The sequence below is a fragment of the uncultured Brevundimonas sp. genome (genome assembly GCF_963977465.1).
Lineage (GTDB): Bacteria > Pseudomonadota > Alphaproteobacteria > Caulobacterales > Caulobacteraceae > Brevundimonas.
Genome location: NZ_CAXBOQ010000003.1, coordinates 412,374 through 431,881, shown reverse-complemented (window position 1 = coordinate 431,881; position 19,508 = coordinate 412,374). Strand labels below are relative to the sequence as shown.

At 66.9% G+C, this 19,508-nt stretch carries 22 protein-coding genes; 7 read left to right on the top strand and 15 right to left on the bottom strand.

Annotated features, from left to right (window positions below; translation table 11 throughout):
* Positions 1–47: 47 nt before the first annotated feature.
* Complete coding sequence (locus AAC067_RS09085) at positions 48–935, bottom strand: hypothetical protein (protein WP_339931693.1); 888 nt, start codon at positions 933–935, stop codon at positions 48–50.
* 154 nt (positions 936–1,089) lie between these two features.
* Here AAC067_RS09085 and AAC067_RS09080 point away from each other — a divergent pair, with 154 nt between their 5' ends.
* Positions 1,090–1,617, top strand: coding sequence for a PAS domain-containing protein (locus AAC067_RS09080; RefSeq protein WP_339931691.1), 528 nt, complete (start codon positions 1,090–1,092; stop codon positions 1,615–1,617).
* Here AAC067_RS09080 and AAC067_RS09075 read toward each other — a convergent pair.
* Positions 1,614–2,141 carry a gamma carbonic anhydrase family protein gene (locus AAC067_RS09075; RefSeq protein WP_339931689.1) on the bottom strand — a complete coding sequence of 176 codons (528 nt, stop codon included), beginning with the start codon at positions 2,139–2,141 and terminating at the stop codon, positions 1,614–1,616. The two genes, AAC067_RS09080 and AAC067_RS09075, sit on opposite strands and share 4 nt — an antisense overlap.
* Before the next feature lie 307 nt (positions 2,142–2,448).
* On the opposite strand from AAC067_RS09075, the gene AAC067_RS09070 reads away from it, so the two are divergent.
* Positions 2,449–3,216, top strand: coding sequence for a PhoH family protein (locus tag AAC067_RS09070; protein WP_339931687.1), 768 nt, complete (start codon positions 2,449–2,451; stop codon positions 3,214–3,216).
* Positions 3,217–3,237: 21 nt separating this feature from the next.
* On the opposite strand, the gene AAC067_RS09065 is transcribed toward AAC067_RS09070, so the two are convergent.
* From AAC067_RS09065 to AAC067_RS09030, 8 genes are all read right to left on the bottom strand, one after another.
* Complete coding sequence (locus AAC067_RS09065; protein ID WP_339931685.1) at positions 3,238–4,497, bottom strand: cation:proton antiporter; 1,260 nt, start codon at positions 4,495–4,497, stop codon at positions 3,238–3,240.
* 773 nt (positions 4,498–5,270) lie between these two features.
* A complete protein-coding gene (locus AAC067_RS09060) occupies positions 5,271–5,690 on the bottom strand; it encodes a hypothetical protein (protein WP_339931683.1) in 420 nt (139 codons plus the stop codon).
* Between the two features lie 70 nt (positions 5,691–5,760).
* On the bottom strand, positions 5,761–7,671 hold the full coding sequence (dxs, locus tag AAC067_RS09055; protein ID WP_339931681.1) for a 1-deoxy-D-xylulose-5-phosphate synthase: 1,911 nt from the start codon (positions 7,669–7,671) through the stop codon (positions 5,761–5,763).
* A 191-nt stretch (positions 7,672–7,862) separates the two neighbouring features.
* Positions 7,863–8,735, bottom strand: a complete 873-nt coding sequence (locus tag AAC067_RS09050) for a polyprenyl synthetase family protein (RefSeq protein ID WP_339931736.1) — start codon at positions 8,733–8,735, stop codon at positions 7,863–7,865.
* A gap of 50 nt (positions 8,736–8,785) precedes the next feature.
* A complete protein-coding gene (locus tag AAC067_RS09045; protein ID WP_339931679.1) occupies positions 8,786–9,142 on the bottom strand; it encodes a tRNA-binding protein in 357 nt (118 codons plus the stop codon).
* Complete coding sequence (locus tag AAC067_RS09040) at positions 9,142–9,390, bottom strand: exodeoxyribonuclease VII small subunit (RefSeq protein WP_339931677.1); 249 nt, start codon at positions 9,388–9,390, stop codon at positions 9,142–9,144. Before AAC067_RS09040 ends, AAC067_RS09045 begins: the two co-directional genes overlap by 1 nt.
* 58 nt (positions 9,391–9,448) lie before the next feature.
* Positions 9,449–10,105, bottom strand: coding sequence for a histidine phosphatase family protein (locus AAC067_RS09035; RefSeq protein WP_339931675.1), 657 nt, complete (start codon positions 10,103–10,105; stop codon positions 9,449–9,451).
* 45 nt (positions 10,106–10,150) lie between these two features.
* Entirely contained in the window at positions 10,151–11,071 is a 921-nt protein-coding gene (locus tag AAC067_RS09030) for a histone deacetylase family protein (protein ID WP_339931673.1), read from the bottom strand.
* A 99-nt stretch (positions 11,072–11,170) separates the two neighbouring features.
* On the opposite strand from AAC067_RS09030, the gene AAC067_RS09025 reads away from it, so the two are divergent.
* From AAC067_RS09025 to AAC067_RS09010, 4 genes are read left to right on the top strand one after another with little or no spacing between them, the layout of a single operon-like run.
* Complete coding sequence (locus tag AAC067_RS09025; protein ID WP_339931671.1) at positions 11,171–11,698, top strand: GNAT family N-acetyltransferase; 528 nt, start codon at positions 11,171–11,173, stop codon at positions 11,696–11,698.
* Between the two features lie 14 nt (positions 11,699–11,712).
* Positions 11,713–11,997: a nucleotidyltransferase family protein gene (locus AAC067_RS09020; protein ID WP_339931669.1), complete on the top strand. Its 285-nt coding sequence runs from the start codon at positions 11,713–11,715 to the stop codon at positions 11,995–11,997.
* Positions 11,998–12,016: 19 nt separating this feature from the next.
* Positions 12,017–12,346, top strand: a complete 330-nt coding sequence (locus AAC067_RS09015; RefSeq protein ID WP_339931667.1) for a HepT-like ribonuclease domain-containing protein — start codon at positions 12,017–12,019, stop codon at positions 12,344–12,346.
* Positions 12,346–13,524: a VWA domain-containing protein gene (locus tag AAC067_RS09010; RefSeq protein ID WP_339931665.1), complete on the top strand. Its 1,179-nt coding sequence runs from the start codon at positions 12,346–12,348 to the stop codon at positions 13,522–13,524. The genes AAC067_RS09015 and AAC067_RS09010 overlap by 1 nt, the downstream gene beginning before the upstream one ends.
* A 75-nt stretch (positions 13,525–13,599) precedes the next feature.
* Here AAC067_RS09010 and AAC067_RS09005 read toward each other — a convergent pair whose 3' ends face one another.
* The 3 genes from AAC067_RS09005 to AAC067_RS08995 all read right to left on the bottom strand — a co-directional run bounded on the left by AAC067_RS09005 (position 13,600) and on the right by AAC067_RS08995 (position 15,508).
* Positions 13,600–13,785 carry a CsbD family protein gene (locus tag AAC067_RS09005; protein WP_339931663.1) on the bottom strand — a complete coding sequence of 62 codons (186 nt, stop codon included), beginning with the start codon at positions 13,783–13,785 and terminating at the stop codon, positions 13,600–13,602.
* A gap of 108 nt (positions 13,786–13,893) precedes the next feature.
* Entirely contained in the window at positions 13,894–14,961 is a 1,068-nt protein-coding gene (locus tag AAC067_RS09000) for a histidine kinase dimerization/phosphoacceptor domain -containing protein (protein WP_339931661.1), read from the bottom strand.
* A 103-nt stretch (positions 14,962–15,064) separates the two neighbouring features.
* Positions 15,065–15,508 (bottom strand): NUDIX domain-containing protein, encoded by a 444-nt coding sequence (locus AAC067_RS08995; RefSeq protein WP_339931659.1) that lies wholly within the window; start codon positions 15,506–15,508, stop codon positions 15,065–15,067.
* A 233-nt stretch (positions 15,509–15,741) separates the two neighbouring features.
* Between AAC067_RS08995 and AAC067_RS08990 the strand changes: the two genes are divergently transcribed.
* On the top strand, positions 15,742–16,467 hold the full coding sequence (locus tag AAC067_RS08990; RefSeq protein WP_339931657.1) for a hypothetical protein: 726 nt from the start codon (positions 15,742–15,744) through the stop codon (positions 16,465–16,467).
* Position 16,468: 1 nt separating this feature from the next.
* Here the strand turns inward: AAC067_RS08990 and flhA are convergent, their stop codons facing one another.
* On the bottom strand, positions 16,469–18,562 hold the full coding sequence (gene flhA / locus AAC067_RS08985) for a flagellar biosynthesis protein FlhA (protein WP_339931734.1): 2,094 nt from the start codon (positions 18,560–18,562) through the stop codon (positions 16,469–16,471).
* A 14-nt stretch (positions 18,563–18,576) separates the two neighbouring features.
* Positions 18,577–19,506, bottom strand: a complete 930-nt coding sequence (gene bla, locus AAC067_RS08980) for a class A beta-lactamase (RefSeq protein WP_339931655.1) — start codon at positions 19,504–19,506, stop codon at positions 18,577–18,579.
* Positions 19,507–19,508: the final 2 nt, after the last annotated feature.

The following is a 19,508-nucleotide window of genomic DNA, read 5'->3' as shown; positions in this document are numbered from 1 at the left end:
GTTCATACTGTACGGGGTCGCGGATGACCCCGGGCTGAACAGCGGCTTCAGAACACCCGGCCGCCGACGCCGCCATCGAGGGTGATGCTGGCACCGGACACCGCGATGCCGGAGGTCTGCACGACCTCCTCGCGATACTCGGTGTAGGTTTCCTCGCGGATCATCGTCAGAATCTTGACCCCGGCACCGTAGCGACGCAGCAGCGAGCGTTCGTTGCAGTCACGCTCGGGCTTCTCCGGGCGGCATTCGACGGCACCACCGCGACCATGCCACAGGGCCTCCCGCTTGCGGCAGCTCATGGTTTCGCCGTGGTCGAACCGCACTTCGCCGAGGTATTCGGCGATGGTGACCTGCAGCCAGGTGCCCGCCAGGCAGCGATAGAGTTCGCCCTCATAGTCGCCGCGCACGTCGCGATCGGGGCGGACCTGCGAGGCCGGATGGGGCACGTTGCGGTCATCGATGCAGACGGCCTGGATGACCACCCGCTTTTCAAAGCGGCGGCGCGATTCGAACGGTACGCGCACGACCTGCGAGACCACCGCCCCCTCGACCATCAGGCCGGAGATGGTGGTGGGATAGGGCTGGTCGACAGTGACATAGGCGCTGCCGCCGCCCTGGACAATGACGCCGGAACCCGCCCGGGCGTTGATTCCGGCGCGCGCAGCGGCACTGGAATTCGCGTTGGCATTGGCGTTGGCGTTCACATTGACGTTGACGTTGACGTTGCCGCCACCGCAGCAGGGCGGAGGGGGCGGCTGTTGGCAGCACGGTGTCGGCGGCGGCGGCGGAGGCGGTGGCGGTGGCGGCGGCTGACAGCAGGGCGGCGGGGGCGGCGGGCAGCCGGAAGTGCAACCGGCCGCAGCACTGTCGGCGAAGGCCGTCACGGCGATAAAGCCTGCCAGGGCTGGCAGCCAGGTCTTGATCCGCACCCGCATGGGCTGGACTCCCGATCATCTCAGATACGCCGGCCAAGCAAAAATCAGGCCGATCCAGCCTGTATCAAATCGGAAAAGCCTTTCGTTTCCGTTGCCATCCCGGCGAAACGGTCGCGGCCCCAAGTTTGCGGGACCGGGGGTGGAGGCCGGAGCCATGTTCCATTCTGACACCCAGACCCTGATCGACACCTGGACCGCGCTGGGCGAGGCGGCGGTGATTCCTGATCGCACCGCCTTCGATCCGACGCGGCTGGGCCTGCTGCTGCCACGCGCCTTCATGGCCGTGCGGCGTGGCGACGGGGCCGAGTTCCGCCTCGCCGGCAGCTGGATCGAGACCTTCCACGGCGACCGTCTGGCCGGTACGGCCTGGCTGCCGTGGTGGAGCGAGACCAGTCGGCCACTGGTGGCCGACGCCATCACCCGCACCTTCCGCGAGGCCCGGCCCGTGGTCATTGTGGCCGGAGCCGGGGCCGATGAGGCGGCGCTGGAGATCACCCTGACGCCGCTGCGCGGTCCCGACGGGGCGGCGGACCGGATTCTGGGTCTGTATGCCCCGACCACGACCGGGAGCCGTGATCTGGTCGACGTCGATTCGCTGACGGCGCGGGTCTCGGTGGGGGTCGGCGAGGTCCGGCGCGCGCCGTTGAGTCTGGCCACGATAAACGGCCGCCAGGTCGCCTAAACTGCTTTCAGGTCAGCCGCGTACCGCTGCCAGTTCTGCACATAGTGGGCGGCCGAAGCCTTGAGCGCCTCGATCTGGCCCGGTTCGAGCTGACGCACCACCTTGCCGGGCTGACCCATCACCAGCGAATTGTCGGGAATCACCTTGCCCTCGGTGATCAATGTATTGGCCCCGATCAGACAGTTGTTGCCGATCCTGGCCCGACCAAGAATCACCGCCCCGATGCCGATCAGGGTGTTGTCGCCGATCTCGCAGCTGTGCAGCATCACCATATGACCGACGGTGACGCCGTCGCCGATGGTCAGCGGTTCGCCCGGGTCGGAATGCAGGACGCTGCCATCCTGGATATTGGTATCGCGGCCGATGGTGATCGGATCGTTGTCGCCGCGGACCACAGCGCCGAACCAGACACTGGCCCCCGGATGCAGGGTCACGTCGCCGATGACGGTGGCATTCGGCGCGATCCAGTATTCGCCAACCGCCGGTAGCTGCGGTTTCTTGTCGGCCAACGCATAGACTGTCATGAAAGCATAACCTTATCTGAAGCGAATGAGGGCTTTAAGCCTTCGTAAACCACGTTAGCATCATCCTGTTGATGCGATTCGAGGCCGCCATTTCGGCCCCGGATCGGAAGCCGGATCAAGCCCGGTCCGGTCAGGCCCCGAGGAGGACGCGCGTGACGCGTTCCGGTCGACGGCGGGCATGCCCGCTGGAAGTTCACCCTTCCCCCGATCCGGGCGGCTGCACGGCCTCCGTTGTTTCGTTTCTCCCTACGCTCGTACGAGGCGATGCTTTCACGGCATCGCCTTTTTTCATGCCCTGGAGGCGCCCGTGACCAAACGTGCCGCTATGAGACGCCAGTCGAACCGCGAAGGTGTTCTTGATTCCCGCCAGTTCAGTGATGAGTCCCGCGCCCGACGCGGGGCGTCCCAAGGTAGCTGGTCGCCGATGCCTTCCAATGACGATCGTGACCAGGCCTATCTGAAGACGCTCAAACCTCGGTCCGACGGCCAGGCCGAAATGATGGCGGCGATCGACGAGCACAATCTGGTCCTGTCGCTGGGCCCGGCGGGCACCGGCAAGACCTATCTGGCGGTGGCCAAGGCGGTCGAGGCGCTGGAAGCCGGCACCATCGGCCGCATCGTCCTGTCGCGGCCCGCCATCGAGGCCGGCGAATCGATCGGTTTCCTGCCCGGCGACATGGAGGACAAGCTGGCCCCCTATCTGCGCCCCCTCTACGACGCCCTGTCCGACCGGCTCAGCATGAAGCGGGTCAAACAGCTGATGACGGAGGGGCTGATCGAGATCGCCCCGATCGGCTTCATGCGCGGCCGGACCCTGAACAACGCCTTCATCGTCGTCGATGAGGCCCAGAACTGCACCTATATGCAGCTGAAGATGCTGCTGACCCGGCTGGGCTGGCATTCGACCATGGTGGTCACCGGTGACCCGCAGCAGTCCGACCTGCTGCCCGGGATCTCGGGTCTGGTCGACATCGCCGAACGTCTGGCCCCCGTGCCCGACATCGCGGTGATCCGGCTGGCCGAACGCGACATCGTCCGGCATCCGCTGGTCGCCAGCATGATCGGGGTGCTCTGACACCGGTCGCCGACTGACAGATCAGGCCGTCGCCGGATTTTCGGCGGCGGCCTTTTCTTCGAGCAATGGCGGCGCGTCGACCGGATCCATGGTCGACGGCTTCGGCCGCCCGCCCATGCGGTCGATCAGGGCGAAGACGAACGGGTTCATCGAGATCGACAGCAGGGCCGCGGCCAGAACCAGATCCTGGGTCTCGCGGCTCATCGCACCGAGAGACACGCTCAGAGCGACGAGGATGAACGAGAACTCGCCAATCTGGGCCAGGCTCGCCGCCACCGTCAGGCTGGTGGCGCGGTCCAGTTTGAACAGGGTCGTGATGGCCAGGGCCGCCACGGACTTGCCGACGATGACGATGCCGAGCACACCCAGCACGGCCAGCGGCTCGCGGACCAGGATGGTCGGGTCGAACAACATACCGACCGAGACGAAAAACAGCACGGCGAAGGCATCGCGCAGGGGCAGGGACCGCTCGGCTGCGTTGTGCCCCAGGGGCGAACTGTTCAGGACGAGTCCGGCGAGGAAGGCCCCCAGCGCGAACGAGTGGAACAGAGAGTAGGCGATCCAGGCGATGCCGAGGGCGATGGCCAGCACCCCCAGGGTGAATAGCTCCCGCGACCGGGTATGGGCGATCCGGACCAGCAGCCACGGCAGGACCCGGGGGCCAATCACCAGCATGGCCCCGACGAACAGCGCCACCTTGAGCAGGGTCCAGCCGATCGATTGCGCCAGTTGCAGGCTGTCCATCGTCTGGCCCGGCTGCACGATCAGCAGTGGCAGCATGACCAGGGCGACGACGATCACCAGATCCTCGACAATCAGCCAGCCGACGGCGATACGCCCGACCTCGACCTTGAGCTGTCTGCGTTCCTCGATAGCCCGCAGCAGGACCACGGTCGACGCGGTGGCGAGGGCGAAGCCCAACAGCCCGGCCTCAAGGTGGCCGAGACCGAGCACGGCGCGGCCAAGGGCCCAGCCCAGCACGGTTGCGGCGGCGATCTGCACGATGGCCCCCGGCACCGCTACCTTGCGCACCTTCATCAGGTCAGCCGGCGAGTAGTGCAGGCCCACGCCGAACATCAGCAGGATGACGCCTATCTCGGCCAACTGCGGAGCCAGTTCCGTATCGGCGACAAAGCCCCCCGTGAAGGGGCCGACGACGACCCCCGCCACCAGATAGCCGACCAGGGGTGACAGCTTCAGCCGGTTGGCCAACATGCCGAACACGAAGGCGAGGACGAATCCTCCGACCAGGGTGAGAATCAGGCTGTCGGCATGCGGCATCGGCGCTCCTTTGTGGGCGGGTCGGATGTCGGAAAAGTATCCCGTCTAACTGGGGTTCGAGGACGGCACTGCAAGGCTTGCCGGACATATTTCCCGCCCACACACGACGAACGACAGACGAACGGGATCGCCGCCCCGGATGCCGGGGCGGGTATGGAAGGGCAGGCGGAGCGCCGGGCCTTCGCCCGGAACAACAGAAAGAATACCGTTTCGACGAAGGCTGACGCTCCGCGTGGAGAGTTTTCAGAAGCTTGCGTCGGGTGGCGATATTTAGCGCCTTACCGCAGTGCCCCTGACGGGCGGGCCGTTCTTGCGACACAGTCCCCGGACCGGATGCGTATCCCCCGCATCCCTGACATCCAATCATCCCGATCAGACCCCGGGCGTCGCCTGCCTTGCGATGGCAGACCGGAACCGGGCCCCCGCTTCTCCACTCCCGCCGCACACCAGGTCGCAGGCCAGGCGGCCCTTCCTTGCGACGGGACAGGGGGATTATGGGGCAGGTCGGAAGGGGGGCGGGTGTTTTGCGGGTAGAAAAGGGTAGTGGGTTGAAGTGTGAAGGGTTTTTCGTACGAATCCGGATGGAAAATGCGTTCCTTCTCCCCTTGCGGGAGAAGGTGGCAGCCGAAGGCTGACGGATGAGGGGTCTCTCAGGCGGCCAGAGTCAGCGGCTTTCGATGGGCTCACGCCCGGCCCGGCCGGTGTGACCCCTCATCCGACCCGCTGCACGGGCCACCTTCTCCCGCAAGGGGAGAAGGAAGATGAGACCGACCCTAATGTTGCGGGGCGGTGGCTTCGGCGGCTTCGGCCTGTTGCTGGCAGCGTTGACCGGCGTAGAGGCCGTTGAGGTAGTACCAGCGGTGCCGGATCGCCGCGGCTTCGGCTTCGCGGCGGTCGCGGTCGGGTTGGGTCAGGACGTCAGCTCCGGCCATGACGAGGCCGGCCCCGGGGATCAGCAGCGCTGCGCCGGAGCGGGCGACGCCGCCGAGGGTGCCGAACAGACCCCCGTCAGGCTCACCGCCCATGGCCTGACTCAGCTGGGCAGCTTCCTCGGACATCTGGACACAGGTGAGGGTCGAATCCGTGGCCCGGATGATGGGCGCAGGCCCTTCGGCGGGGGCGTCCTGGGCCATGGCGGCTCCGGACAGGGCGAGGCTCAGTCCGGCCACGCCGGCAATCAGTTGGTATTTCATCACGCTCTCCACTCCACCCTGTCGGGTTACAACGGGGTGGCGGGCGAACGGGTTGCCTCAGGGGTCGAAATCAGGCCCGGACGGCACCGCGGGCGGCGTCGATGCCCAGGGTGGCGAGGGCGCTGGCGGCGATCTGCTGGGCGTTGAGGCCCGCGGTCGCATACATGGCGGCAGGGCTGTCCTGGTCCTGGAACACGTCGGGCAGGCACAGGGTGCGGATCTTGAGGCCGGCGTCGAGCGCGCCCTTCTCGGCCAGCAGCTGGAGCACGAAGGCCCCGAAGCCGCCCATGGCCCCCTCCTCCACCGTGATCAGGGCCTCGTGCTCGCGGGCCAGACGCAGGATCATGTCGGCGTCCAGCGGCTTGGCGAAACGGGCGTCGGCCACGGTGGCGGAGACGCCGCGCGCGGCCAGCAGGTCGGCGGCCTTGAGCGATTCCTCAAGCCGGGTGCCCAGCGACAGGATGGCCACGGCCGTGCCTTCGCGAACGATGCGGCCCTTGCCGATTTCCAGCGGGGCCGACAGTTCGGGAATCTCGACCCCGACGCCCTCGCCGCGCGGATAGCGGAAAGCAGAGGGGCGGTCGTCGATCTCGAGGCTGGTGGCGATCATGGCGGCCAGTTCGGCCTCGTCGGCGGCGGCCATCAGCACCATGCCCGGCAGCGCGCCCATAAAGCCGATGTCGAAGCTGCCCGCGTGGGTGGCTCCGTCGGCCCCGACCAGACCGGCGCGGTCCATGGCGAAGCGCACCGGCAGTTTCTGGATGGCGACGTCGTGGACGACCTGGTCATAGCCGCGCTGCAGGAAGGTCGAATAGATGGCGCAGAACGGCTTCATGCCGTCGGCGGCCAGACCGGCGGCAAAGGTCACCGCATGCTGTTCGGCGATGCCGACGTCATAGGTGCGGTCGGGGAAGACCTGCCCGAACAGGTCGAGGCCGGTGCCCGAGGGCATGGCGGCGGTGATGGCCACGATCGAGGGGTCCAGATGGGCCCGCTTGATCAGTTCGGTGCCGAACACCTTGGTGTAGCTGGGGGCGTTGGAGACGGCCTTGGACTGTTTGCCCGAGATCACATCGAATTTGGCGACGGCGTGCAGCTTGTCAGTGCTGGACTCGGCCGGGGCATAGCCCTTGCCCTTTTGCGTCACGACATGGACCAGCACCGGCCGGTCATCAATGGCCGCGGCGTTCTTCAGGATCGGGACCAGGTTGTCGAGGTCGTGACCGTCGATCGGGCCGATGTAGTAGAAGCCCAGCTCCTCGAAGAAGGTGCCGCCGACGATCATGCCGCGGGCGTATTCCTCGGCCTTGCGCGCCGCATTGCGGAACGGGCGCGGCAGGTGATCGGCCACCGACTTCCCGAAGCGGCGGAAATTGCGATAGGTGCCGCCCGAGACCTGTTTGGCCAGATAGGCGCTCATGCCGCCGACCGGCGGGGCAATCGACATGTCGTTGTCGTTGAGGATGACGACCAGCTGTTTAGTGGTCTCGGCGGCGTTGTTCATCGCCTCATAGGCCATGCCGGCCGACATCGAACCGTCGCCGATCACGGCCACGACCTTGTTGCTGTCGCCCTTCTGGTCACGGGCGGCGCAGAAGCCGAGGGCGGCGCTGATCGAGGTCGAGGCGTGGGCCGCGCCGAACGGGTCGTATTCACTCTCGCTGCGCTTGGTAAAGCCGGACAGGCCGCCGGGCTGGCGCAGGGTGCGGATGCGGTCGCGACGCCCGGTCAGGATCTTGTGCGGGTAGCACTGGTGGCCGACGTCCCAGATCAGGATGTCCTTCGGCGTCTCGAACACATGATGCAGGGCCACGGTCAGTTCGACCACGCCCAGACCGGCCCCCAGATGGCCGCCGGTGACCGAGACGGCGTCGATGGTCTCGACCCGCAGCTCGTCGGCCAGTTGCCGCAGCTGGTGCGTGTCGAAGTCGCGCGTGTCAGCGGGGATATGGACGGTGTCGAGTAGCGGCGTATCGGGCATTCGGGGACCTTGGACCCAGGAAAGACTATCTACCAACCCGCCTTAGACCATTTCGCTGCGGGTCAGGTCGACTCCCGTTGAAAATTCCGTGCAGGAGCGGTGCATCTAGCGCGCCCAAACGACCCGGGCGAGAGGCCACAGTGTCGCTGCACCGAACGGTCCGGGGCTCAGCCGGGCGAACGAACGGTGCGTCAGGACTGACGTTTCAGGACGAAGTCGACGCTGGCCTTGAGGATTTCGGCGTCATGACCAAACACATCCAGATGGGCGCGGGCCTGATCGGCCAGGTGGGCGACCCGGAGGCGGGCCGCATCGACGCCCAGCAGGGTGACGAAATTGGTCTTGCCGCGGGCCGCGTCCTTGCCGCCGGCGGCCTTGCCCAGCAGGTCCTCGTCGCCCTCGACGTCGAGCAGGTCGTCGACGATCTGGTAGGCCAGACCGATGTCGTGGGCGAAACTGGTCAGGGCCTGACGGTGGTGGTCGCGGGCCCCGGCGATGATCAGCGGGATCTCGAAGGCATAGGCGAACAGGGCCCCGGTCTTGAGCCGCTGCATCCGGGCCACGCCGCCGAGGTCGTCGCGCACGCCGAGCAGGTCGATCATCTGGCCGCCGGCCATGCCGCGCGCGCCCGAGGCCAGCGACAGACGGGCCGCCAGTTCGCAGCGGATGGCCGGGTCCTCGTGAGTGTCCTCGTGCAGGACAATGTCGAAGGCGGCGGTCTGCAGCGCGTCACCGGCGAGGACGGCGGTGGCCTCGTCATAGGCCTTGTGCAGGGTCGGGCGGCCGCGGCGGATGTCGTCATCGTCCATACAGGGCAGGTCGTCGTGGACCAGGCTGTAGGCGTGGACGCATTCGAGGGCGCAGGCGGCGCGCAGCACCGGCCGTTCCTCGATGTCGAACAGATTGGCCGCCTCAAGCGCGAAGAAGGGCCGCAGCCGCTTGCCGGGGCCGAGGGCGGCATAGCGCATGGCCTCGGTCAGCCGAACCTCGGGTCCGTCGGCGCGGGGCAGCAGTTCGTCGAGGGCGACGGTGACCAGGTCGGCGACCTCGGCCACCCGGTCGATGACCGTCTGGGCGGACGAATTGGCGGCACAGGGGATGACCGGCGGAAGCGTCAGAACAACCTCCCGCCGACAGGGACGTCGCGGTCGACCCCGACCAGTACCACCTCGCCGTCCGCATCCGGGAAGCCCAGGGTCAGGACCTCGGACATGAAGGGGCCGATCTGGCGCGGGGCGAAATTGACCACGGCAGCGACCTTGCGGCCGACCAGCTGGTCCGGGGTGTAGTGGACGGTGATCTGGGCCGAGGACTTCTTCACCCCGATGTCGGGGCCGAAATCGATGGTCAGTTTGAAGGCGGGCTTGCGCGCCTCGGGGAAGGGGTCGGCGGTCAGAACCTGGCCGACGCGAACATCAACCTTGAGGAAGTCATCGAAGGCAATGCGCTCGGCGACCGGGTCGGTGGCCATCAGCCGAACTCGGCCGGTTCGGCACCCTTGGCCTGGCCGTCGGAGCCGACGACGATCTTCTCGACGCGCAGCTGGGCGGCCTTGAGCCGGCCCTCGCAATGCGACTTCAGGCGCGCGCCCTCTTCATACAGGGTGATCGATTCCTCGAGCGGGGCCTGGCCGGACTCAAGGCGGGAGACGATCGACTCCAGCCGGGCGAGGGCGTCCTCGAAGCTGAGATCGGCGGGAATGGCGGCTTTGTCGGTCATCGGTTCGTTCTACAGGACGCGGCGGGCGCGCCAACCCCAGGAACGTCAGGCCCGGGGATCAGGCCTTCTCGTAGCGCCGCTGGGACCAGTATTTGAAGCCCTGATTGTGCACCAGGCGCCAGCCGTCAGCCTTCAGCCGGGCCCCGACCATATGGTTGAAATAGCCGTGGGCGAAGACCAGCACGTCCTCGCCGGTGGCGGCCCGGGCGATCAGGGCCTGGGCGGCCTGTTTGGCGCGGGCCTCGGCCTGGAGGCGGGTCTCCTGACCATCGTGGTGGTTGAACACATGCCACCAGAAGCGCGCCACCACGCCCCAGTATTTGGGCGGCAGTCGGATCCAGTCCGGGAAGTTCGGCGGCGGCAGGGGCGCTTCAATGAACAGGGCGTCGACCATGACCTCGCGACCATCGGCCACAGCGGCGGCGGTTTCCTGGGCCCGCAGCCGGGTCGAGGCATAGATGGCCCCGGCCCCCTGGGCGGCGGCGACCAGGGCCGGTGGCGGGGTCTGGCCGGCCAGCAGGCCACCGTCCTCATAGCGGGCCCACCAGTCGCGGTACTGGGTCGCGGTGATCAGGCATTTGCGCGACAGGGCCGGCTCGCCGTGGCGGGCCAGGATGATGGCACCCGGGCGTGTCGGGGTCTGGACCGCGACCGGCTGGGGCGTCGGTTCGGACCGCAGGCGGCCGGCGTCGATATCGGAAAGGGAAGCGGTCATGGCTGCGGGGGGCGGGCGGTGTGGTCGATACGCCGTATGCGGTCCCTAAATCTCCCCCAGTGCCTGAACATGGGCGACCGCGGAACGGCCCAGCCCTTCGAGGTCGTAACCGCCCTCGAGCGAGGACACAACCTTGCCGCCGCAGGTCTGGCGGGCAACCTCGAGCACGGCGCGGGTGGCCCAGGCAAAGTCGTCGGCCTCCAGTGACTGGTGGGCCAGCGGATCGCGGCGGTGGGCGTCGAATCCGGCCGAGATCAGGACCAGGTCCGGGGCGAACGATTCGAGCGCCGGCATCAGGACATCGGCAAAGGCGGCGCGCCATGATTCGCGGGCCACGTGGGGGGCGACCGGCGCATTGACGATATTGCCGACCCCGGTCTCGGACGCCGCGCCCGTGCCCGGATAGAGCGGTGACTGGTGGATCGAGGCCAGGAACAGGCTGGCGTCCCCCTCAAACGCCGCCTGGGTGCCGTTGCCGTGGTGGACGTCGAAATCGACCACGGCGACGCGGGCGAATCCCTCGGCCTGGGCCACGCGGGCGGCGACGGCGACATTGGAGAACAGGCAGAAGCCCATCGGCGTGTCCGGCTCGGCATGGTGGCCGGGCGGGCGCACGGCGGCGAAGGCACGGGCCGTCTCGCCGCGGGCCACGGCGCGCACAGCGTCGATCACCGCCCCGGCGGCCAGGCGACCGGCGCGGACGCTGCCGGGCGACAGCAGGGTGTCGGCATCCAGCGCCGTCAGCCCCTCGGCCGGTCCGGCGGCCAGGATGCGGGCGACATAGGCGGCGGGGTGCAGTCGCTCCAGATCGGCGACGGCGGCCTCGGTCGCGGCGTGGCGGTCGCGCGACAGGCCGGCGGCATCGAGGGCATCGAGCACCGCCTGCAGCCGTTCGGGTCGTTCGGGATGGCCGACCCCGGGCCGGTGGTCGATCATGTCGGGGTGGGTGAACAGGGCAACGCTCATGCGGCGCAGGATAGAGCGGTCCGCAGGGAACCCCAACCACCGCGTCAACCGCTGAACAGGGGTTGAGTCCCGGCCACCGACGGGTGCTAAAGCGGGACCATGACCGAGCCCCTGATCCGCCCCGCCCGCCCCGATGACGCCCTTGCCCTGTCGACCCTGGGGCGCGTCACCTTCGTCGAGACCTTCGTTGAGGGCTTCGGCATCCCCTACCCGCCCGCTGATCTGGTGCCGTTCCTGAATGTGGCGTTCGGGGAGGAGACCACGGCCGCCAGCCTGGCCGACCCGGCCGGGGGCTGGTGGGTGGCCGAGGTCGACGGCGCAGTCGTGGCCTTTGCCACCACCGGCCCCAATAGCCTGCCCCATCCCGACGGCCGCCCGTCGCACACCGAGCTGAAGCGGCTGTATGTGGCCAAGTCGGCGCAGGGGCTGGGGCTCGGGACCAAACTGCTGACCGTGGCGCTGGACTGGATGGCGGCCAATGGTGACGGGGCCGAATGGATCGGGGTGTGGAGCGGCAATCTGAAGGCGCAGAAACTGTATGCCGCCTACGGCTTCGAAAAGGCCGGGGAATATGAGTATCCGGTCGGCACCTGGCGCGACCATGAGTTCATCCTGCGGCGCGGATAGTCTATGATAGCCCAATGACCCGCGACGAACTGCTGATCAAGCTGCGCGACCTGAAGCCCTGGCTGGCAGAGCAGGGCATCGTCAATGTGCGCCTGTTCGGCAGCTATGCCCGCGATGAGGCGGGGCCGGACAGTGACGTGGACCTGCTGGTGGACATGACCCGACCGTTAGGTTTTCGATTCTTCGGGATCGAGGAAGACCTGTCGAAGGCCGTAGGCGCACGCGTCGAAATGGGGACAGCGAGAGCCATGACCGAACGCATCCGCAAGCACGCCGAAAGCGACGCCATTGCGGTCTGACCCCGAAGACGATCTGGCGATGCTCGACGTGATGATCGAGGCATTGGACAAGGTCGCGCGATATACCGGGGACGTCAGCCGCGAGGAGTTTCTGGATAGTACCCTGGTTCAGGATGCCGTCGCCTTGAATTTCCTTGTAGTGGGAGAATGCGCGAATACGCTCAGCGAAGCCACGAAAGCCAAGGGCCGAACCGCACCGTGGCCACAAATCATTTCCCTTCGCCACAGGATCGCCCACCGGTATCAATCCGTGGATCGTCTGACCATTTTTGGCCTCGCTATCGATGACGCTGCGGATTTGCGGGCGGCACTTGCCGAGTTACGTACGGTTATCGGAACCGAAGACTGATGCTGCTCCCCTTCTTCACCGCGCTTCGCGACGCCCGGGTTCCGGTGTCGATGAAGGAATGGCTCCATCTGATGGAGGCCATGGACAAGGACGTGGCGGGCCGGAGGGTCGATGACTTCTATCACCTGTCGCGGGCGGTGCTGGTCAAGGACGAGAAGCACTACGACCGGTTCGACCAGGTGTTCGGCAAGGTGTTCGCCGGGGTCGAGACGGTGGGTGCGGGCGAGGATCTGACCACCGAAATTCCCGACGACTGGCTGAAGCTGCTGACCGATAAATACCTCAGCGACGAGGACAAGACCGCGATCGAGGCCATGGGCGGGTTCGACAAGCTGATGGAGACGCTGAAACAGCGTCTGGAAGAGCAGAAGGAGCGGCACCAGGGCGGGTCCAAATGGATCGGCACCGGCGGCACCAGCCCGTTCGGCCACGGCGGCTACAATCCCGAAGGGGTGCGTATCGGCGGGCCGGGCAAACACGGGCGGGCGGTCAAGGTCTGGGAAAAGCGCGAATACCGCAATCTGGACGACACGGTCGAACTGGGTACGCGCAACATCAAGGTGGCCCTGCGCCGGCTGCGACGCTTCGCCCGCGAGGGCGCGCAGGACGAGCTGGACATGGACGCGACCATCGACGGCACGGCGCGTCAGGGCTGGCTGGATATCCATATGCGGGCCGAGCGGCGCAACACCATCAAGGTGCTGCTGTTTCTCGATATCGGCGGGTCGATGGATGGCCATGTGAAGCTGTGCGAGGAGCTGTTCTCGGCGGCCAAGACCGAGTTCAAGAACATGGAGTTCTTCTACTTCCACAACTGCCTCTACGAGGGTGTGTGGAAGGACAACCGGCGGCGTCACGGCGAGAAGATCGCCACCTGGGACCTGCTGAACAAATACCCCGGCGACTGGCGCGCCATCTTCGTCGGCGACGCCACCATGAGCCCCTATGAGGTGACCATGCCCGGCGGTTCGGTCGAACACTGGAACGAGGAAGCCGGAGCCGTCTGGCTGACGCGGGCGCGTCAGCAGTGGGAGAAATGCGTCTGGCTGAACCCGGTGGCCGAACGCTACTGGAGCTATTCCGCCTCGGTCTCGATGGTGCGCGAACTGATGGACGAGCGCATGTTTCCGCTGACCATCGACGGGCTGGACAAGGCCATGCGAGCCCTGACCAAATAGGCGGTTGGCCGAACAGGACCGGCCTTCCGCTGCTGCCGACCGGGGACCAGCCGGACCGCAGCGGTTGACGTGTGATCAGTGTTTGTTGCCGTCGCGCAGGGCGTCCTTGGCACCGCCGAAAGCGTTCTGGATCTTGCCTTCGACCTGGTCGGCGCGGCCTTCAGCCTTCAGCTTCTCGTCGCCGGTCACCTTGCCGGCGGTTTCCTTGGCCTTGCCACCAAGATCCTTGGCGGCACCTTCGATGCGATCATGATCGGGCATTGAGAGTCTCCTGTCAGGGGTCGCCCCAGCGGCGACCGGATCAAGACAGCGGACAGATCGGGCTGACGTTCCGAAAGGCCCCGCTTGGACCCGGGAGATGCAGGCGCGTCAGACCCGGGCGAGGGCCTCGGTCATATGCGAGATCGTCACCGTGCGGCCCGGCCCGGAACAGACCGTCTGCTGCGACTCCAGTTGCCGGACCAGGGCCTCGACGATGGCCGTGCCGAGACCACCGCCCGATGTGACGATCGCCGGTAACGAGTCGCCAACGCCATTGTCGGCGACGGTCAGGGTCCAGTCGGTGCCCTCGCTGGCGTACCGGACGGTCACCCGGGCGTCGGCGGGGTTACTCGGAAAGGCGTATTTGATCGAATTGATCACCAGTTCCGTCACGATCAGCCCGAGACTGACGGCCTGATCGGACCGGATCAGACCCTCATCGGCCTCAACGACGATCGCGATCGGTCGACCTTCGCCGATCATCGAGGATGACAGGCTGCCGCACAGCTTGGTCAGATAGGGACCGACCGCGATCTTGTCGACACCGCCGGTGGCATGCAGGTGGGACTGGACCTCGGCGACCGACATCACACGCTGATGCGCGTCTCGCAGATGAGCGCGCGACTCCTCGGAGGTCACCTTGCGCGCCTTCAGCATAAGGATGCTGGCGATGATCTGCAGGCTGTTGACGACGCGGTGCTGCATCTCCTGCAACAGGGTCTGCTGTTGCTGCAGCAACTCCTCCGTCCGCTCGAGCAGCAATTCCTTCTCCCGCTCGATTGCCCGCCGGGCCGTGATGTCGGTGAAGGCCAGCAGGATCGTCGAATTCGGGCTGGTTTCGTAGATCACCTTGCGCGCGTTCAGCAGCATGGTGCGCCGGCCGACGCCGGGGAAGTCGTGATCGACCTCGAACCCGTCCATGGCCACCCGGGTCGGGATGATGGTTTCCAGCAGCTCACGCAGGGCCGGGATGTTCCACTGGCCGTCGCCCAGATCGTAGAGCCGACAGCCCATCGTATGTTCGGAATCGACCTTGAAGGTCTCGTAGAAGGCCCGGCTGGCGGCGAGCACCCGCAGGCCACCGTCCAGCACCAGCAGGGGTTCATGGATGGTGTCCACGATCGCCTCGGCCAGGGTCTGGGCGTCTTCAATGCCGTGGATCGGCTTGGTTTTCACGACGGTCGGGTCCGGCCCGGACACGACGGATTCCGCAGCCAGCCGGTTAGCTGTACACGGCCCCTTGTCGGATACCAGACAACATACGTTACCCGCGCGACGCTCAGGTCGACTGGCGTAGCATTCGCGCCACGGCCCAGGCGTGGGCCTCATGGCGCAAACCGGACAGGGCCGCGAGCGGATCCAGCCAGACCAGTTCATGGTCCGCCTCGATCCTGGCTGCAGGGTCGAAGGCGACCCGTTCGGCGATCCAGATGCCGCCCCGGTTGTTCAACGGCGTGCTGTCGGTCTTGCGGAAATACTGGGCCGCCTCGACCAGTCGCGACACCGGCCGCACGGTCAGGCCGGTTTCCTCGATGAATTCGCGCACCAGAGCCTCGGCCTCGGTCTCATCGCCGTCCACGGCACCGCCGGGCAGGTCGAAATAGCTGCCCGCGTCCCGATCGACCCGGACACAGGCCAGTCGCCCGGCCTCGACCAGCAGACCGAAGGCGGTCGGCCGATCCCGATAGACGAGGCCGCTCTGGCGGTCACCGAACTGCAGCATGGTCTACCCCTGATGAGCCGGGCCGGGTGCCGACTGTCCCGTCGGGGCGCAACCGGGCGTCGGCATGAACAGGGACCGGGCGGGGTCCCCGGATTTCAGGGAAACGATCTCACTCATCCGGCGGAGCTTTAGCCGCCCCCGATGCTGAGTCCAGTCGCGTGATGGGTGAAACTGTCGTCAGAACCGTGAATTACGGTTAATACTGCCAAGGTCCGAGGGGTGGAGAAGACGATATGATCTGGTGGTGGTGGATTATTCCGGCGGTGGTCGGGGCGCTTGGCCTGTTTCTGCTTCTGGCCAGCCTTGGCAGTCTGTTCCGCGGCAGGCTGTTCAGCGGCGGTCTGGGCACGATCGGCGGGGGCGGACTGATGGCGGTGGCGGCGATCGCCGCCCTGACGGGCCTCAACGTCCAGACCTATGCGCGGATGACCTATGAACGCCCGGTGGCGACCCTGCAGCTGAAGCAGCTGGGACCGCAGTATTTCGAGGCCACGGTGACCCAGCCCGCCCGGGTCGAGGGCGCGCCCGACCGGACCGAACTGTTTCTGCTGAACGGCGACGACTGGCGGATCGAGGCCCAGGTGCTGAAGTGGAAGCCGTGGGCCAATGTGATGGGACTGGACAGCCAGTACCGGCTGGACCGGCTGTCGGGCCGCTATCAGGACATCGAGCAGGAGCTGCACAGTACCCGCAGCGTCCACGCCCTGTCCGGCGGCGACCGGGCCACCGTCCTGCCCGGCAATATCACCGTGCCGTGGAAGCTCAGCGTCTGGGACATGGCACGGCGCTATCGCCGCCACATCGACGCGGTCGACACCCTGTACGGCGGCGCGACCTATATGCCGATGGCCGACGGGGCCAAATACGAGGTGTGGATCACCCAGTCCGGCCTGATCGCCCGCCCGGTCAATGTGGTGGCCCGCGACGCCTCGGCCGGGGGCTGGAGCCAGGTCAACTAGATCAGACGGAGCCGATGGTGCGCAGCCGGGCGCGAGGGTGGACCTCGTTCTGGCTCATCACCACGGTCTGGCCGCGGAAGCGTTCGATAATCGAGCGCACATAGGGCCGGACCTGGGGTCCGGTCAGCAACACGGCGCTCTCACCGGCCATGGCGGCGCGTTCGAACACGTCGCGGACGGCGCGGATGAAGTCCTGCAGACGCGACGGGGCCATGGCCAGCTGCTTGTCCTCGCCCTGGCCGACCAGGGCCTCGGCGAAGGCCTGTTCCCATTCGGGTGACAGGGTGACGATGGGCAGGGCTCCGTCCTCGCCCTTGTGCTGCCAGCACAGCTGGCGGGCCAGCCGGGTGCGGACGTGCTCGACCAGGGTGGTGACCGAACTGGTGTGCGGCGCGGCCTCGGCCAGCCCTTCGAGGATGGCCCCCAGATCGCGGATCGAAACCTTCTCGCGCAGCAGGGTCTGCAGCACCCGCTGCAGGGTGGTGACGGTGACGACCGAGGGGATCAGTTCCTCGACCAGCTTCTGCTCTTCGGTGCCCAGTTCCTTCAGCAGCTTCTGCACCTCACCGTAGGAGAGCAGCTCGGCCATGTTCTCCTTGAGGATCTCGGTCAGGTGGGTGGTCAGCACGGTCGACGGGTCGACGATGGTGTAGCCGCGGAAGGTGGCCTCCTCGCGCAGGCTCTCGTCGATCCAGGTGGCGGGCAGGCCGAAGGCGGGTTCCTTGGTGTGTTCGCCCGGCAGTTCGACCTGGCGACCGTTGGGGTCCATGGCCATCAGACAGCCCAGACGCACCTCGCCCTGCCCCGCCTCCATCTCCTTGATGCGGATGGCATAGCCCTGGGTGCCGAGCCGCATGTTGTCGAGGATGCGCACCGACGGCATGACGAAGCCGTACTCCTGGGCCAGCGAGCGGCGCAGGGCGCGGACCTGATCGGTCAGGCGCCGGCCCTCGAGGTCGTTGATCAGGGACAGCAGCGAATAGCCCAACTCGATCTTGACCTCGTCGATGGTGAGGGCCGTGCCGATCGGTTCCTCGATCTCTTCCTTGGGACCGGCCGCGGCGGCGGCCAGCTGGGCCTCGGTCGGCTGGGGTCGCAGACGGCTGCGACCCCGACGCCAGGCCATGACACCGGTGCCGAGGGACAGGGCGGCGAACGGGATCAGCGGCATGCCGGGGATCAGGCCGATCAGGGCGGAGGCGGCCGAGACCACGCCGAGGCTGACGGGGTTGGTGGCCAGTTGGGCGACGAAGGCCTTGTCGGCTGTGCCCTCGACCCCGGCCTTGGACACCAGGAAGCCAGCGGCGATGGAGATGATGATGGCCGGGACCTGAGTGACCAGACCGTCGCCGATGGTCAGCTGGATATAGGCATTGGCCGCATCACCGGCGGCCATGTCGTGCTGGAGCACCCCGATCAGCATGCCGCCGATGGCGTTGATGAAGGTGATAATCAGCCCGGCCACCGCGTCGCCGCGGACGAATTTGGAGGCACCGTCCATGGCCCCGAAGAAGGTCGATTCCTGCTCCAGCTCCTTGCGCCGCAGCTTGGCACCGGCCTCGTCGATCAGACCCGAGGACAGGTCGGCGTCGATGGCCATCTGCTTGCCGGGCATGGAGTCGAGGGTGAAGCGGGCGCTGACCTCGGCGATACGGGTCGAGCCCTTGGTGATGACCACGAAATTCACCACCAGGATGATGGCGAAGATGATGATGCCGATGATGAAATTGCCGCCCATCATCAGCGAACCGAAGGCCTGGATCACCTCACCGGCGGAATTGTGCCCCTCGTGACCGTGAGTCAGGACCAGCCGGGTCGAGGCCAGGTTCAGACCCAGGCGGAACAGGGTCGAAACCAGCAGGACGGTCGGGAAGATGGCGAAGTCGAGTGGCCGCTTCATCATCACCGCCGACATCAGGATCAGCACGCTGGAGACCAGGGAGATGGCCAGCAACATGTCGAGCAGGAATTTCGGAACCGGCAGGATCAGCAGCAGGATGACGCCGATGACGCTGATGGCCATGGCCACCTCGCCGCGCGCGAACCAGCCCAGGACTTCCTTGCCGGTTGGACGGGCCATGCCGTCCTTCATCATCGTCGGGATGTCGGTCATGCGGCAGCCCCGTGACGCAGGGCCCTCAGGGCCAGCCGGGTGGCCTCGGCGATGACGGCGTCATTGGCCGCGGACGACGTGTTCGCGGAGGCATGATAGTAGGCGGCGACGATCACCGGCTTGCCTGTCGGCGGATACAGCAGGCCGATGTCATTGGTCGGACCATAACCGCCGGTTCCGGTCTTGTGCGCCACACGCCAGCCGGCGGGCACACCGGCCTTGATCCGACGCGCACCGGTCGGGGAATCCACCATCCAGCCCAGCAGCCGGGCCTGCGAGTCCGTCGTCAGCGGCGAGTCGAGGCTGACGAACAGACGTTGCAGATTGATCGCCGAACGGTCCGGCCGGATCGTGTCCTTGTCGCCGTCGAGGCGGTTCATCTCGGGTTCGAAGCGGTCCACGCGGGTGCTGGCGTCGCCGAGCGTGCGGTAGAAGGCCTGCATGGCGGCCAGACCGCCGTTGGCCTTGAGCAGCAGATTGGCGGCCGGATTGTCGCTGACCTCGACGATGGCCTGCATCAGGCGCTCGACACTGAGGCTGGATCCGATCGCGGGTTCGGTCACCGGGGCGTGCGAAACCATGTCGGCGGCGGTCATCGGGATGCGCCGGTCCAGCGTCTCCTGGCCGTCCTGGATACGGACCAGGGTCGCGGCGGCGAGGTACATCTTGAAGGTCGAGCAGTAGACGAACCGCTCATTGCCGCGCCAGCCGCAGCTGCGACCGCTCCCGGTGTCGATGGCGACGAAGCCGAGACGGCCGCCGTTGCGGGCCTCCAGGGCCGACAGATCGATGGCCCCGATCGTGGCCGCGGGCCGGGCCGGCTGGACCCGGGGGGGCGCGTCGGACGGAGTTGGTGCGGAACAGCCCCCCAGCGCCAGCGCGCCGAGGCCGGTCAGGACGCTTCTGCGATCCGCCGCCGTGGCCATGG

What these genes read in the sequence shown, in the direction of transcription:
- flhA (WP_339931734.1), bottom strand. Translation starts at nt 18,562, where the DNA reads ATGATGAAGGACGGCATGGCCCGTCCAACCGGCAAGGAAGTCCTGGGC.
- AAC067_RS09045 (WP_339931679.1), bottom strand. Translation starts at nt 9,142, where the DNA reads ATGGCCACCGACCCGGTCGCCGAGCGCATTGCCTTCGATGACTTCCTC.
- AAC067_RS09080 (WP_339931691.1), top strand. Translation starts at nt 1,090, where the DNA reads ATGTTCCATTCTGACACCCAGACCCTGATCGACACCTGGACCGCGCTG.
- AAC067_RS08995 (WP_339931659.1), bottom strand. Translation starts at nt 15,508, where the DNA reads ATGCTGCAGTTCGGTGACCGCCAGAGCGGCCTCGTCTATCGGGATCGG.
- AAC067_RS09085 (WP_339931693.1), bottom strand. Translation starts at nt 935, where the DNA reads ATGCGGGTGCGGATCAAGACCTGGCTGCCAGCCCTGGCAGGCTTTATC.
- AAC067_RS09060 (WP_339931683.1), bottom strand. Translation starts at nt 5,690, where the DNA reads ATGAAATACCAACTGATTGCCGGCGTGGCCGGACTGAGCCTCGCCCTG.
- AAC067_RS09010 (WP_339931665.1), top strand. Translation starts at nt 12,346, where the DNA reads ATGCTGCTCCCCTTCTTCACCGCGCTTCGCGACGCCCGGGTTCCGGTG.
- bla (WP_339931655.1), bottom strand. Translation starts at nt 19,506, where the DNA reads ATGGCCACGGCGGCGGATCGCAGAAGCGTCCTGACCGGCCTCGGCGCG.
- AAC067_RS09065 (WP_339931685.1), bottom strand. Translation starts at nt 4,497, where the DNA reads ATGCCGCATGCCGACAGCCTGATTCTCACCCTGGTCGGAGGATTCGTC.
- AAC067_RS09005 (WP_339931663.1), bottom strand. Translation starts at nt 13,785, where the DNA reads ATGCCCGATCATGATCGCATCGAAGGTGCCGCCAAGGATCTTGGTGGC.
- AAC067_RS09025 (WP_339931671.1), top strand. Translation starts at nt 11,171, where the DNA reads ATGACCGAGCCCCTGATCCGCCCCGCCCGCCCCGATGACGCCCTTGCC.
- AAC067_RS09035 (WP_339931675.1), bottom strand. Translation starts at nt 10,105, where the DNA reads ATGACCGCTTCCCTTTCCGATATCGACGCCGGCCGCCTGCGGTCCGAA.
- dxs (WP_339931681.1), bottom strand. Translation starts at nt 7,671, where the DNA reads ATGCCCGATACGCCGCTACTCGACACCGTCCATATCCCCGCTGACACG.
- AAC067_RS09040 (WP_339931677.1), bottom strand. Translation starts at nt 9,390, where the DNA reads ATGACCGACAAAGCCGCCATTCCCGCCGATCTCAGCTTCGAGGACGCC.
- AAC067_RS09075 (WP_339931689.1), bottom strand. Translation starts at nt 2,141, where the DNA reads ATGACAGTCTATGCGTTGGCCGACAAGAAACCGCAGCTACCGGCGGTT.
- AAC067_RS09015 (WP_339931667.1), top strand. Translation starts at nt 12,017, where the DNA reads ATGCTCGACGTGATGATCGAGGCATTGGACAAGGTCGCGCGATATACC.
- AAC067_RS08990 (WP_339931657.1), top strand. Translation starts at nt 15,742, where the DNA reads ATGATCTGGTGGTGGTGGATTATTCCGGCGGTGGTCGGGGCGCTTGGC.
- AAC067_RS09030 (WP_339931673.1), bottom strand. Translation starts at nt 11,071, where the DNA reads ATGAGCGTTGCCCTGTTCACCCACCCCGACATGATCGACCACCGGCCC.
- AAC067_RS09020 (WP_339931669.1), top strand. Translation starts at nt 11,713, where the DNA reads ATGACCCGCGACGAACTGCTGATCAAGCTGCGCGACCTGAAGCCCTGG.